Source organism: Candidatus Amarolinea aalborgensis (genome assembly GCF_900491745.1).
GTDB lineage: Bacteria > Chloroflexota > Anaerolineae > SSC4 > Amarolineaceae > Amarolinea > Amarolinea aalborgensis.
In genome coordinates, this window is record NZ_UETR01000037.1 from 17,072 (window position 1) to 30,855 (window position 13,784).

Annotated in this window: 8 protein-coding genes; 4 read left to right on the forward strand and 4 right to left on the reverse strand. The window is 61.7% G+C overall.

The genetic code is table 11. The features are described from left to right. The first annotated feature begins 2 nt into the window (after positions 1–2). From ACPQ6D_RS20920 to ACPQ6D_RS20935, 4 genes are all read left to right on the forward strand, one after another. On the forward strand, positions 3–1,187 hold the full coding sequence (locus ACPQ6D_RS20920; RefSeq protein WP_423226300.1) for an acetyl-CoA C-acyltransferase: 1,185 nt from the start codon (positions 3–5) through the stop codon (positions 1,185–1,187). A 116-nt stretch (positions 1,188–1,303) separates the two neighbouring features. Continuing rightward, positions 1,304–1,633 carry an SCP2 sterol-binding domain-containing protein gene (locus tag ACPQ6D_RS20925; protein ID WP_423226293.1) on the forward strand — a complete coding sequence of 110 codons (330 nt, stop codon included), beginning with the start codon at positions 1,304–1,306 and terminating at the stop codon, positions 1,631–1,633. A 182-nt stretch (positions 1,634–1,815) separates the two neighbouring features. Continuing rightward, positions 1,816–2,778 carry a hypothetical protein gene (locus tag ACPQ6D_RS20930; protein ID WP_423226294.1) on the forward strand — a complete coding sequence of 321 codons (963 nt, stop codon included), beginning with the start codon at positions 1,816–1,818 and terminating at the stop codon, positions 2,776–2,778. A gap of 35 nt (positions 2,779–2,813) precedes the next feature. Next, positions 2,814–3,599, forward strand: coding sequence for an enoyl-CoA hydratase/isomerase family protein (locus ACPQ6D_RS20935; RefSeq protein ID WP_423226295.1), 786 nt, complete (start codon positions 2,814–2,816; stop codon positions 3,597–3,599). Between the two features lie 117 nt (positions 3,600–3,716). Here ACPQ6D_RS20935 and ACPQ6D_RS20940 read toward each other — a convergent pair whose 3' ends face one another. From ACPQ6D_RS20940 to ACPQ6D_RS20955, 4 genes are all read right to left on the reverse strand, one after another. Then, positions 3,717–5,792 carry a UvrD-helicase domain-containing protein gene (locus tag ACPQ6D_RS20940; RefSeq protein ID WP_423226296.1) on the reverse strand — a complete coding sequence of 692 codons (2,076 nt, stop codon included), beginning with the start codon at positions 5,790–5,792 and terminating at the stop codon, positions 3,717–3,719. Beyond that, entirely contained in the window at positions 5,792–8,818 is a 3,027-nt protein-coding gene (locus ACPQ6D_RS20945; protein ID WP_423226297.1) for a site-specific DNA-methyltransferase, read from the reverse strand. Before ACPQ6D_RS20945 ends, ACPQ6D_RS20940 begins: the two co-directional genes overlap by 1 nt. Positions 8,819–10,055: 1,237 nt before the next feature. Next, entirely contained in the window at positions 10,056–10,508 is a 453-nt protein-coding gene (tnpA, locus tag ACPQ6D_RS20950) for an IS200/IS605 family transposase (RefSeq protein ID WP_423226298.1), read from the reverse strand. Positions 10,509–10,894: 386 nt separating this feature from the next. After that, on the reverse strand, positions 10,895–13,784 hold a 2,890-nt coding region (locus ACPQ6D_RS20955; RefSeq protein ID WP_423226299.1), incomplete at its 5' end, for a BPTD_3080 family restriction endonuclease.

Genomic DNA, 13,784 nt, shown 5'->3' on the forward strand with positions numbered 1-13,784 from the left:
TGATGAAAGAAGCAGTCATTGTGGCGGCGGCGCGCACGGCAGTGGGAAAATCGGGCAAAGGGTCGCTACGCACCACACGACCGGACGACCTGGCCGCGCTGGTGATTCAAGATGTCCTGAAGCAGGCGCCCGCCGTGGACGCGTCGCAGATTGAGGATGTGATCCTGGGCTGCGCGATGCCAGAAGCTGAGCAGGGCATGAACGTGGCGCGTATCGCGGCGATGCGCGCGGGGCTGCCGCACGATGTGGCCGGACAGACTGTCAATCGCTTCTGCTCGTCTGGCCTTCAGACCATCGCTATCGCCAGTCAGCAGATCATGGCCGGCATGGGCAAGGCCATCCTCGCTGGCGGCGTGGAGAGCATGAGCATGGTGCCGATGAGCAGCAACAAGTTCATGGCGAACCCCTGGCTGGCCAGCAATCACCCGGCGGCCTATACCAGCATGGGCATCACGGCTGAGAACGTGGCGCGCGATTTCAAGATTTCTCGGGCGGACCAAGATGCATTCGCGCTGCGCTCCAATCAACGTGCCGTCGCAGCCATCCAGGCCGGCAAGTTCAAGGATGAGGTGACGCCGGTGCCGGTGGAGATCAGCGAGGTTGAGATTGGCAGCGGCAAGCGCGTGACGCGGTCCTACATTTTCGATACCGACGAAGGCCCACGCGCCGATACGACGCTGGAAGCGTTGGCCAAGCTAAGACCGGTGTTCCATGTCAAGGGCACGGTCACCGCGGGCAACTCAAGTCAGACAAGCGATGGCGCGGCCGTCGTGCTGGTGATGGAACGCGAGGAGGCGCTGCGCCTGGGGCTGAAGCCGCTGGTGCGCTTTGTGGGTTTTGCCGTGGGCGGCGTGCCGCCGGAAGTGATGGGCATCGGCCCTATCGCGGCCATTCCAAAGGTGTTGAAGCTGACCGGCCTCAACCTGGGCGACATTGATCTGATCGAACTGAACGAGGCTTTTGCGGCGCAGTCGCTGGCGGTGGTGCGGGAGTTGGGTCTCGATGAGAGCAAGGTCAACGTCAACGGCGGGGCGATTGCGCTGGGGCATCCGTTGGGCTGCAGCGGCGCCAAGCTGACGGTGCAGATCATCCATGAGATGAAGCGCCGCGGCAGTCGCTATGGCATGGTCACGATGTGCATTGGCGGCGGCATGGGCGCGGCCGGCATTTTCGAGAATCTTCAGTAAGATCACCAGGCGCCGGATGAAGACTCTTCGTTCGGCGCCCGGTTTGCCGTTACAGGCGTTTCTGGAGAGAATCGCCTGTGAACCAAGATACAAAAACGAAACGAGGGAAAACGACTATGGAAGAAAAACTGCAGCGCATGATGGATTCGATGCCAATGGCCTTCATTCCGGATGCCGCCGAGGGCATCGAAGCGACCATTCAGTATCACCTGACCGGTGAAGGCGCCAGCGATTGGGGCATTCACATCGCCGATGGCGCGTGCACGGTGGAAAAAGGTCCGATGGAAAACCCGACGCTGACCTTGACGATGGACAGCCAGGACTATGTGGATATGATTGCTGGCCGCCTGAACGGCATGAGCGCGTTCATGAGCGGCAAGCTGCAGCTCGATGGCGACATCATGCTGGCTACGCGCTTGTTTACGATGTTCAAGATGGGCAAGTAACAGTAGAGACTGCCCACGGCAATTCCAGATTTGGCGCGTATTTGACCACAAAGAGCGCATAGAACACAAAGAAATGGTAAATTAGTCGCAGATTGGCGGCGTCTTTGCGCTCTTTGTGTTCTTTGTGGCAAGAAATCGCTCGAATCGGGAATTACCGGACTTCCGAAGGAGGCGCTGCTCTCATGGACCCTGTACGTTTGGGCCGGTTGTGGACGCGGCGCCTCTCGCGTCTGCTGGTTCTTCTGCTGATCTCCGCTTCCGCTTTCTTACTCACCGCCTGCGCCAAGAAATTACCCGATGGATTGGGCGCGATCGCCTGGATGGCGAGCACCGGTCAAAACTACGAGATCTGGCTGCTGGAGAGCGCCAACGCGCGGCCGCGCCAGCTCACGGCCACGGCCGATCTGCTGGAAGGCGCGCCGGCCTGGTCGCCTGACCACAAGCAGCTCGCGGTGCAGGGGTTTCGACAGAGCGGCGCGGCGCTCTACCTTCTCGATGTCACGGGCGCTCTCTCCGAGCCGCAGGCGATCAGCGCGGGCGCGACGCCCGATCAGTCGGACAGCGAACCGACCTGGAGTCCCGACAGCGCCCAATTGGCTTTCGTATCCGATCGCACCGGCGGCCGCACGCTCTTGATCATCAACCGCGATGGCAGTGGACTGCATGCGCTCACAACCGGTCAGGCGGGCGCGACGCAGAATGGGGATGAAGGCGGTCCGGACTGGTCGCCCGATGGCAAGCAGATTGTCTTTCACCGTTTCGCAACCGATGGGCCGTACGCCAACATTTTTGTGGTTGACGCCGCGGGAGGCGAGGCCCGGCCATTGACCACCCTCAGGGCGCGCAATATCGAGCCAGCCTGGAGTCCCGATGGCGCGCGCATTGCTTTCATGTCGGATCGTGACGGCGGCGAGTTCGAGTTGTACGTGATGGCCGCGGACGGGCGCGAGCAGTATCGGCTGACGCGCAACAGCTTTCCGGATGAACTGCCGGCCTGGTCGCCGGATGGGGTCTGGCTGGTGTACACGGCGCAGCCCGACAGCATGGGCGATTATGATCTCTACGCGCTGGCTGTGGATGGCGATCGCACCCCGCGTGTGGTGGTCAAGCGGCCGGGCGATGATCGCTGGCCGGCGTGGCGGTAGAAAAGTGCAAAGTTTGGTAAAAGAAAGGATTTCCCATGTCAGAGCTACAGTTTGTGAAAATCGAAATCAAAGATCGCATTGCGATTCTGACGATTAACCATCCGCCGGCCAACGCGTTCAACGGCCAGACGATGGCCGACCTGAACGCGGCCTTTCGTGAGGTGCATGAGGATGCGGCCGTCAAGGCCATCATCATCACCGGCGCGGGGTCGCGCTTTTTCGTGGCGGGCGCGGACATTAAGGAACTGGCCGCGGCCGGGGCGCAGGGCCAGGGTCGGACGATGATCGAATTTGGTCAGGCCACCTTTGCCTTGATCGAAGCCAGCCGCAAGCCGGTCATCGCGGCCGTCAACGGCGTCTGCCTGGGCGGCGGCATGGAGCTTTTCCTCTCCTGCCACATGCGCATCGTCAGCAGCGCGGCGCGCATGGGCCAGCCCGAAATCAACCTGGGCATCATTCCGGGCTGGGGCGGCACGCAGCGTCTGACGCGGCAGATCGGTGTGGCCAAGGCCATGGAGATCATCCTGACGGGCGACATGCTGGATGCGGCCGAGGCCTACCGCCTGGGGTTGGTCAACAAGGTCGTGGAACCGGACAAGGTGCTGGACGAAGCGCGCGCGCTCGCCGCCAAGATCGTCAGCAAGGGCGGCCTCGCAATCGGCGCCAGCGTCAAGGCCATTCACGAGGGCCTGCACATGCCGCTGGCGGATGGGCTTAAGCTCGAAGTGGACGAGATGGTGGCGCTGCTTGGCAGCAATGATGCCAGGGAAGGTTTCATCGCCTTCACCGAGAAGCGTACGCCTACATTCAGCGATTCGTGAGAGGGGACGGAGATTGGAGATCAGAGATTGGAGATCGAGTGGAGTGACGTTTCGGGTTTGGGGGTTTCGTATCTTCAGTCTCTCTCCAGTCTCTAGTCCTCAATCACTGCCGGTCAGTTACACCCTCAAATCGTCCAGGAATTCCGATGCCGGGTAGACGCTCGTTACCAGCAGGTGATCGCGCGCCCGTGTGCAGGCTACATAGAGCAGATACCGCTCGGTGTTGTAAACCTCTTCGAGTTCGCTCTCGTCCGCGGCCGTTTCGATGCGTTCCAGCAAGGGGACGACCTCATCTTCGCAGGCCATGACGGCAACGGCGCGGAATTCTAGCCCTTTCGCCAGGTGCATCGTACTCACCGACACATAGCCTGGGGTCGTCTCTACGTTTTCGTCAAGCACCTTGTAGGAAAGCCGGGCAGCCTCTACGGCCGCACGCGCTCGCAGCAGTTGGGCGGCTGACCGCACGAACACGCCTGCCTCGTGCGGCTTCAAGCCCTCGGCCATGCGCTCCGCCAGCCAATGGCCAACCGTCTCATTCTCGACTTCAACCGTATCGAGCACCTTGAGCGTTGGTTCTGGACCATTGAATACAGAGACCGTGCCGCGCCGATCTTCTTTATTGCCGTCCACGTCGCTGACCTCTGGTCCCAACAGCCGGTCAGCTTGCGCCCTGATCTGGTGCGATGTGCGATAGTTGACGCGGAGCGTTCGGGCACGGCCACGAACATCCACGCCAAGCGCCTTCCAGGAAAAAGGCTGCTGGAAGATGCGCTGCCCCAAGTCGCCGGTAAAGAAGAGACCGTTGGGGCGGTCAGCGCCGAGCGCGGCAAGAAAACGCAACTGCGCCACGCTCAGATCCTGCGCCTCGTCCACGACAACGAAATCGAACGGCGAGCGCCTGATCGTTGTCAGGTGGGACGCCACCCGGTTGAACAGCGCGGCATGGGTTAGCAGGTTCCGCGCCTGCAAACCCGTCCGTATGCGCTCGAAGACCGCCCAAAGCGCCATGCGCTGCTTTTCCGGCAAGCGGGTCTTGCGACCCAGGCGCACAACGTCCCGATACGCCTCCCACGTTTCCAGTTGCCAGGCGTCAACAACCTCGGCCCACTCCGCCTCCAGGAAATGGAGGCTGAACTTCTGCCCGGCCACTTCCCTGGCAGATTCCTGCAAGAGTTGACGAATCACTTCGGGCGCCGCGAGCTGCGGGCGACCAATGTTCAATTCGTAGAGCCGCCCGGCAATGGCGCTCAGCGCCTGCACCTCCAGCCGCTCGGCGATACGCGGCTCGTTGCTGATCAAGCGTTTGAGCTTCGCCCTGAGCGCATTCACCAGCGAATCGGAGAAAGTGGTGAGCAGCACCCGGGCATCGGGATGGGTGCGCGCGAGGAAGACCGCGCGGTGCAGGGCGACGATGGTCTTGCCGGTGCCGGCTGAGCCGGAGACGCGCGCCGGGCCGCCGTAGTCCCGTTCGACCGATTCCCGTTGCGCGGGGTGGAGAAAGACGGTCCATTTCTCCCACGGATAGTCCAGCGCACGTTCCAGCTCTTCGATATTGTTCACCACGCGGAAACGACGCTGTGCATCGGGATGCGTGAACGGATCCGTGACAGCAACCACCGGCTGTACAACCGCAGGTGTGATGCCGACGGCCAGATTCAACAGCGCCTCGGCTGCTTCCCTCGGCAGATGGTCGCACAACTCAAGCAGGCCGTCTTCAGTCTTGACCTGCTGCACCTCGCCCAGCCATTCGGGCGGAACACCATAGCTGAGAAGCGATTCCTGTGGGATTGCGGCAAAAAGCGGCGGCTGGGATGGCGCCGGTCTTTCTACTTCGACATAACGCGGGATCGTGATCTCCTCGATCCGCTCACGAATCTCAACCAACTGCGCCGCGCCGGTCTTGGGGTGGGTCTCGATCTTGCGGCGTTCCGCCCAGGCATAGGCGTCTTCATGGTGATCCACGTAGCAGAGCAGCAGGCTTCCCGGCGTTTTGTGCACAATCAGCCGGATATCATTGCTCGCCCGCACCGACCAGAAGTTCTTGTCCCTGGCTTTGTCCATCCTGTGCAGACTCAGGCCGGGGTTGGCCGGGTTGATCTGCAAATCGAAGGCGGCTGTTTTGGCGGCCTTTTGCTCGTCGCCGCTCAGCCGGGCCAGGCTGTCGGTGAAGGTATCAGCCATGCGAAATTCCATCAGCTCACCTTGAACACTTTCATCACCTCGTCGCCCAGGTGATTGATCACCTTGACGGCGATGCGGCCAGATGTGGGCTTGGCGAAGGGCCGCGAGATGTCGCTGTTGAGCGTGGCCCAGGCCTCCTCGTTGATCTCGGCCTTCAGGGTGGTCTTGAGCGCGCTGTAGGGATCGTTGGCGCCGAGGAAGTAGGCATGGCGCACGAAGAAGCTCTCTTCGTTGTAATCGGTGTCAATGAACCAGCAGGCGATGCCCTCCGGCCCGTCGCTGCGCACCTCGCCGGTGTTGGGATGGAAGACGTCGACGCCGTTGATCTTGACGCGCAGCTTGCCCTCTGCGGCAGGCAGCAGGGTGATGTCCGGCTCGCCGAAGATGACGAAAAGATTGCCCTTGCCGGTGGTCTTGAGCTCGCCTCCCATGTGCAGGTCGGCGTTCATGCGCGCCTTCAGCACGGGGATGCGGCCCAGCTTGTTGAACTCGGTGGTGTGCGCCTCGTAGTTGAACGCGCAGGCAATCAGCACATCGAAGCCGGCGTCACCGGCCTCGCGCGCGGCCTGCACCAGGTCGGGCCGGGTCACGGTGCCGAATTCGGGGCCGATGAAGATCGCGGCGCGCTTTTCGCCCGAGGCCTGGACGGGATTTACCGGATGAACAGGATGCGCAATCGTGGATGGGGCGCCTTTGCCTCTATCCTGTGAATCCTGTTCATCCTGTCTGTATCTTCCCTCGGCGCAGACCAGCTCGCCCGGCCAGGGCGTCAGGCTGGTGAAGGTGATGCGATCCGCTTTATGCGCCTGCTGTACGCCGGCGATCTTGAGGTTCTCCAGGATCATCGAAGCGAAGTCCTGGCCTTCGCCGTAGGCGGCGCCGCCTTCCTTGAGCGCATCAATCAGCTCGTCGTTCTCGTCCACGCCCAGCACGCGGTGCGGCGAGAGGCTCTCGACCGTGAACGGCCCGGCCACGCGCACCCGTTTCTTGTCCTCGTAGGGCTTGTCGTAGAGGTACTCGAATTCGGCCTTGGCCGCGATGGAGGCGTCAATCTCGCGCTGGCGGCCGATGCGCGCCTGCCACCAATCGGTGTGCAGCTGCTGCGCCGGCGCGGGCCAGGGATCGGCGGGGCGCTCCGGCAGGTCCGCCAGGGTGTAGCTGCGCTTCAAATCGTGGTTGATGCCGTGCAGCCACCCCGCCATCTTACGGGCGTTGCCTTCCTCGCCGCGCGCCTGTTCGGTCTTGAGTTGGAAAAGCAGCTCCGCGGTCGCCGTGGGCCAGGGGTCTTCCGCGGCGCGTGGGATCTCCCACTCCTGCCAGTCCTTGCCCAACGCGGCGTTGAGCTTCTCACGCAGCGGCTCCAGGGTCGCCTGCCACCTCTCCCAGATCACATCAATCTCGGCGTTGTTGGCGATGGATTTGAGGGTGATGTGCGGCACGCGCTCGTAGACGAAGCCCTGGCGCAGGCTGCCGTGCACCGGCTGCGAGCTCGGCGCGGTGCGGGTGACCTCCGCTTCCTTGAACTGGCCGTCGCGCGAATCGGCCAGCAGGTAATAGGGGTAGCGCGCGCCCATTATGCGGGCGCGCGCCAGCGCCAGCGCCACGCGCGAGGTGTCAATCGTGATCCAGCGCCGGCCCCATTGCTCGGCCACGTAGGCCGTGGTGCCAGAGCCGCAGGTGGGATCCAGCACCAGGTCGCCGGGGTCGGTAGCCATGAGGATGCAGCGTTGGATAATGCGAGCCCCGGTCTGAACCACATAGATCCGTTGGACAGCAAAAGTGCTCTCAAAGACGTCAGACCAGATGTTAGAAATAGGGACATGTGGAAAGTCGTCCGTAAACATCTTGTACACAAGAGTCTTTCCGAACGCCGCTATGCGATTTGCCCTGACCAGAAGACCCAAGCCGCGCTGAGAGGTCTTCCAATGTGTGTTCGGTGGCAGTTCGAACGTCACTCCTTCCCAGACAAAAGAGAAAGTCCCACTTTTAGAAGCTTCTCTTGCTACAATTGCTGAGCTCTTGAATCTTCTTCCTTCCAAACCCTCATCTGATTCGATCTCCTCCTTCGTGAGCCTTCGTATTTCACCGCCTTTTGCTTCCACGTAGTTGTAGGCCGACGCCAGTGTCTTTTCTGGTTTCGGTAGGAGTATCTGGCGCGACTTGCACCGACTTTTTTCCCTTGCATACCAGAGAACGAAGTCATTTACATTAGATACCAGGTCACCAAGTCCCGCAACCCCTCGAACAAAAACGATCTGACTCACAAAGTTGGCGTCCCCAAACACCTCATCCATCACTGCCCGAACGCGGTGAACGTTTTCATCGCCGATCTGCACGAAGACGGAGCCAGAATCGGACAGAAGATCACGCGCCACGGTCAACCGGTCACGCAGGTAAGTGAGGTAGCTGTGGATGCCGTCGCGCCAGGTGTCGCGGAAGGCCTTCACCTGCTCCGGCTCGCGCGTGATGTGTTCCGGGTTGCCGTCCTTGACATCGCGGCTGGTGGTGCTCCACTGGAAGTTGCTGTTGAACTTGATGCCGTAGGGCGGGTCAATGTAGATGCACTGCACCCGGCCGCGCAGTCCCTCGCGTTCGGCCAGGCTGGCCATCACCTGCAAGGAATCGCCCAGGATCATGCGATTCGACCAGTTCTGGTCGTGCTGGTAAAACTCAGTCTTGGCTTCTTCGCTGGGCAGGCCGTTGAAATCGGCAAAGAGGTCGAGCTGCGCGCCCGGTTTCTGCGTCCGCGCCAGCTCCGTCTGGCGCAGCAGGTCATCCACGAGCGCCTTGGGGTGCACCTTCTCCTGGATGTAGAGCGGCGGCGCGAGCACGACCAGGTCGCTCCAATCCTGCATGTCCTTGCCGCGCCAAACGAGCTGCGGGTCCAGGTCACGGTTGCGCCGCTCGTACGCGACGCGCAGGGGAGATTGCTCCTCCTGCTTCAGCACGGATTGGTATTCGGCCGTGGGGATGTTCTTGCGCGTGGCCTCGTTGTGCTTGAGGGTTTCCACGGTCTTGCGGGTGGTGGTTTGGGCCATTACGTGCTCTCCAAAACATGATCCATTCAATCGTCAATTCGGGCGTCTCAATTCATGCGTCCCGATGGGACGCGGATCGTGCGGCGCGTCGTCGTTCGAAATTCGGGCGTCCCGATGGGACGCAAATTGTGCGGTGCGTCGTTGTCTCAATTCATGCGTCCCTCAATTCATGCGTCCCGATGGGACGCGGATTCGTGCGGCGCGTCGTTGTCTCAATTCATGCGTCCCTACGGGACGCGGATTCGTGCGGCGCGTCGTTGTCTCAATTCATGCGTCCCTACGGGACGCGGATTCGTGCGGCGCGTCGTCGTCTCAATTCATGCGTCCCTACGGGACGCGGATTCGTGCGGCGCGTCGTTGTCTCAATTCATGCGTCCCGATGGAACGCGGGGCGCGTGTTGTGCCCCGTTGTCCCTCAATTCATGCGTCCTCAATTCGTGCGTCCCTACGGGACGCGGATTCGTGCGGCGCGTCGTTGTCTCAATTCATGCGTCCCTACGGGACGCGGATTCGTGCGGCGCGTCGTTGTCTCAATTCATGCGTCCCGATGGGACGCGGATCGTGCGGCGCGTCGTCGTCTCAATTCGGGCGTCCCGATGGGACGCGGATTCGTGCGGCGCGTCGTCGTCTCAATTCATGCGTCCCTACGGGACGCAGGCCGTGCGGTGTGTCCCGTAGGGACACCTGACTTTAGCACGTGCACGCCCATAACGCGTCATCGTCCCGTAGGGACGATTGAATCCTCAATTCGGGCGTCCTCAATTCATGCGTCCCGATGGGACGCGGATCGTGCGGCGCGTCGTCGTCTCAATTCATGCGTCCCGATGGGACGCGGGACGTGCGGTGTGTCCCGTAGGGACACCTGACTTTAGCACGCCCATAACGCGTCATCGTCCCGTAGGGACGATTGAATCCCCAATTCGGGCGTCCTCAATTCATGCGTCCCGATGGGACGCGGGCGCGTATGCTCGCCATTTGAATTCGGGCGTCCTCAATTCATGCGTCCCGATGGGACGCGGATCGTGCGGCGTGTCCCGTAGGGACACCTGACTTTAGCACGCCCATAACGTGTCATCGTCCCGTAGGGACGATTGAATCCCCAATTCGGGCGCCCCTCAATTCGGGCGTCCCGATGGGACGCGGGCGCGTATGCTCGCCATTTGAATTCGGGCGTCCTCAATTCATGCGTCCCGATGGGACGCGGGACGTGCGGTGTGTCCCGTAGGGACACCTGACTTTATCCCCACAAATAGCGTTCGTCGTATTCAACCTCGTGCCTCCGCAAGAAATCGAGGTATTCCTTTTGGAAATCCCGCTTTTGATGGTGGACGCGTTGGTTTTGGATGTAGCGCACCACCGCCGGCACGCCCGACTTGCTCACGGTGAACGCGCCGAAACCTTCCTGCCAGGCGAACGCGCGTAACTCCGGGAAGGTTTCGTGAATCCATTTGGCGGTTTCGCCTTTGATGTGCTGTGCGATTTGGCTTGGCGCGAGGGTGGGAGGCGACAGGGTGAGGGCATGGATGTGGTCGTCAACCCCGCCGATCTGCACGGCGGTCGCGCCGTGATGGCGTGCGACGCCGCCCATGTATTCCCATACCCGCTGCTCGATCTCTGCCCTGATGTAGGGCACACGGTTCTTGGTGCTGAAGACGATGTGGTAGAAGAGGGATGTATAGGTATTAGCCATATTTGGGTCTCCTCAATTCGGGCGTCTCGATGGGACGCGGGGCGCGTGTTGTGCCCCGTTGTCCCTCAATTCGTGCGTCTCAATTCATGCGTCCCTACGGGACGCGGATTCGTGCGGCGCGTCGTTGTCTCAATTCATGCGTCCCTACGGGACGCGGATTCGTGCGGCGCGTCGTCTCAATTCATGCGTCCCGACGGGACGCGGGGCGCGTGTTGTGCCCCGTTGTCCCTCAATTCGGGCGTCCCGATGGGACGCGCATCGTGCGGCGCGTCGTCGTTCGAAATTCGGGCGTCCCGATGGGACGCGGGCCGTGCGGTGTGTCCCGTAGGGACACCTGACTTTACACGCCCACAACGCGTCATCGTCCCGTAGGGACGATTGAATCCTCAATTCGGGCGCCCCGAAGGGACGCGGGCGGCGAGCATGGCATCGAATTCGCTCTCGACCCTGGCGGTGAAATCGGCCTCGATCTGATAGACCTCGGTGAGCTCAGCGAACGCCCAGCGGCCGTAGGCGCCAAGATGGTTCACCCCAGGCACCCAGTAGGTCTCCATGGTGGTCTTCTTTTCTTTGGCGTCCTCTCGGCGATAGCCCTTGATTTCCACGATAACGTGCAACAAGTCGTCTTCGCCGTGGCCGTCATCCACCAGCACGATGAAGTCGGGAAGATACCGCCGCGTTTCTGAACCGTAGCGGTAGGGCACTTCGAGGCCCAGGTTTTGGTTTTTAACATAAGCTCGCACGCGTGGGTGCGACTCGGCCACGCGGCAGAACTCGGCCTCCCAATCGCTATCGAGAATCACCCAGTTGACGTGGCAGCGGCGGGGATCGGTCTGCCAGCGGGATGCCTTCGACGTGTTGAAGTTGACATGGACGGTAGAGCCGGTGGGGTTGTACGGGTCAAGCACCGCCTTGATGGGCCGCTCGCCCTGCAGCGCGCGCGTGATCCCGGCCGTGATGCGTTCGCAGGCCATGTCGGCCAGCTCCTGGTACATCAGTTGAGCGGGATAGGCGCCGCCTTTGCAGACCAGGCAGGTGTCGAGCCATTCTTTGGTGATGCGCTTGAGCTGGCCAAACAGATGTAGTTTGGGTTCTTCACCGGGGTCGCGCCATTTGGTGTAGAGCAGGCGTTTGGTGACGTGGTATAGCACCGTCGAGGGCCGCATGTCTTGCAGGTGCTCCAGGCTCAGATCAACCTCCTGCCCGATGATGCCGGCGTTGCGCGTGATCGAAGGGCCGACGAGATCCGGCGTCAGCTCCAAGACCGAGTCGGCGTTGAACTGGGCAGTCAGCCGCTCCTCCGGCAGCTCGACGCGGTAACCGACGACGCGCGGGAAGCGGATTTCCAGGGCATCGCGGTCGGGCCGCACGGCCTGCACGTGAATCGTTTCGCGCGGCGGCTGCGGCGGCGCCACGACCGGCTTGGCCGTGAAGTCGAACGGGATGCCCAGCACGTCGGCGTATTCAGGGTTGAACAGCCCCTCTTCGTTGAGCTCATACGACTGACGCCGTAACGCGCGGCCGATCACCTGCTCGCACAGGAGCTGCGTGCCAAAGGCGCGCACACCCAACACGTGCGTCACCGTATTGGCATCCCACCCCTCGGTGAGCATGGACACCGACACGACGCAGCGGATGGACTCGCCGAGCCGCCCCTGCTTGCCGACGGTGTTCATGACCTCGCGCAGCAGGTCCTGGTCGGTCAGATTCTCCGCTTGACGGACGTCGCCGGTGCGTTCGATGATCTCACGACGGAAACGCTCGATTTCGTCGGCCGCCATCGCACGGAAGTTGTCGTCCAGCGCCTCGCCGGATTCGAGCTGCTCGCTGTCAATCAGCAGCGTGTTGGGGCGGGCAAGCGGGTTGCCGTGCTCATCGAAGTTGCGGAATAATCCCAAACGACCGTTCTCCAGCGTGGTGGAACCGTCTTCATTGACGCGATGGAAGCCTGAAATGTAGTCGTAAACCAGCTTGGAGGTGGAGGTGTTGTTGCAAACGACGATGAAGCAGGGCGGCACTCGGATGCCGTTCTCTTGCCAGAGATCGAAGGTCCTCTTGTAGTGGCCGTACAGCGCTTCGAGCGCGGTTTGCAGCTCCACCGGAATGCTGAGCGGGTCGAGCGTCTTGGCCTTGCCGCGGCCTTTCTTCGGCATGCGGCCGCGAATGTGCTCCCAAAGGTTGCGAAACCGCGGCATCTCTTCGCCCGGGATATTGTCGGCCACAGGCACGCGCGGCAGCTTGACGATCCCACATTCGATGGCGTCCATCAACGAGAAATCGCTCATCGTCCACGGGAAGAGTGTACCCTCGGCGTAGCCTGAGCCGCGCAAAAAGAAGGGAGTCGCCGATAGATCCATGACACGGGCGAGGCCAAGCTGGCGGTTCACAGCTTCCAGGCCCGAAATCCAGACGCGGGCGGCTTCGTTGTTTTTCTCGGCTTCCTTGCGGTCTTCGCCTGCCAGGTCCCCTTCCTCATCGTGAGTTGGCTTCTCGCGGTAGCAGTGATGCCCTTCGTCGTTCAACGCGAGGATGTTCTTCATTCCCATCAGATCGGGCATCACGCGCTGGATCATCTGCCCCTCGGTCTCCAGCGTATCCAGCGCCCCGCCGCGGCCCTGCAGCAGGGCGCGGCCGCCCTTGGAAAGCTCCATGCGTTCCCGCCGCATGAACGCATGGTAGTTGGTAATGACGATCTTCGCGTGCTTAATATCGCCGAGCATGTCGCTGGGGACAAGCTCGCTGCCCAGGTAGTAGTTGTCCGGGTCGTTGGGCAGCAGGACGCGCAACCGGTCACGGATCGTCAGGCCGGGGGTCACGACCAAGAAGCCGCGCGTGAACTTCTTGCTGTTGCTCCGACGCACGGCATTGACCGTCTGCCACGCGATGATCATCGCCATGACGGTCGTCTTGCCGGCGCCTGTGGCTAGTTTCAGCGCCAGCCGCATCAGCTCTGGGTTGGCGTCGGCATTCGCGTTCGCCAGATGCTCCAGAAAGCCTTTCCCCGCCTTGTCCGTCGGCGCAACCTCTGTCAGCCAAATGGCCGTTTCCACCGCCTCGATCTGGCAGAAAAATGGGCGGGTGTTATTGAACGGATGGTGACGCCAGTGCTGCAGCAGCCGCGCAGTTTCCGGGGTTACGCCCCAATGGGCGGGATTTGGGATCGCGCGCCACTGATCTACGTGTTGGCGGAGGGCATTGATGATCGGCGTGGGATCGTACTGCTGCTGTTGGGTGGAGAGCCCGGCGCCCTCGTCGAACACAAACTGCGGCTGCTGG

Coding starts and splice junctions, on each gene's coding strand:
- ACPQ6D_RS20920 (WP_423226300.1), top strand. CDS start 3: ATGAAAGAAGCAGTCATTGTGGCGGCGGCGCGCACGGCAGTGGGAAAA.
- ACPQ6D_RS20925 (WP_423226293.1), top strand. CDS start 1,304: ATGGAAGAAAAACTGCAGCGCATGATGGATTCGATGCCAATGGCCTTC.
- ACPQ6D_RS20930 (WP_423226294.1), top strand. CDS start 1,816: ATGGACCCTGTACGTTTGGGCCGGTTGTGGACGCGGCGCCTCTCGCGT.
- ACPQ6D_RS20935 (WP_423226295.1), top strand. CDS start 2,814: ATGTCAGAGCTACAGTTTGTGAAAATCGAAATCAAAGATCGCATTGCG.
- ACPQ6D_RS20940 (WP_423226296.1), bottom strand. CDS start 5,792: ATGGAATTTCGCATGGCTGATACCTTCACCGACAGCCTGGCCCGGCTG.
- ACPQ6D_RS20945 (WP_423226297.1), bottom strand. CDS start 8,818: ATGGCCCAAACCACCACCCGCAAGACCGTGGAAACCCTCAAGCACAAC.
- tnpA (WP_423226298.1), bottom strand. CDS start 10,508: ATGGCTAATACCTATACATCCCTCTTCTACCACATCGTCTTCAGCACC.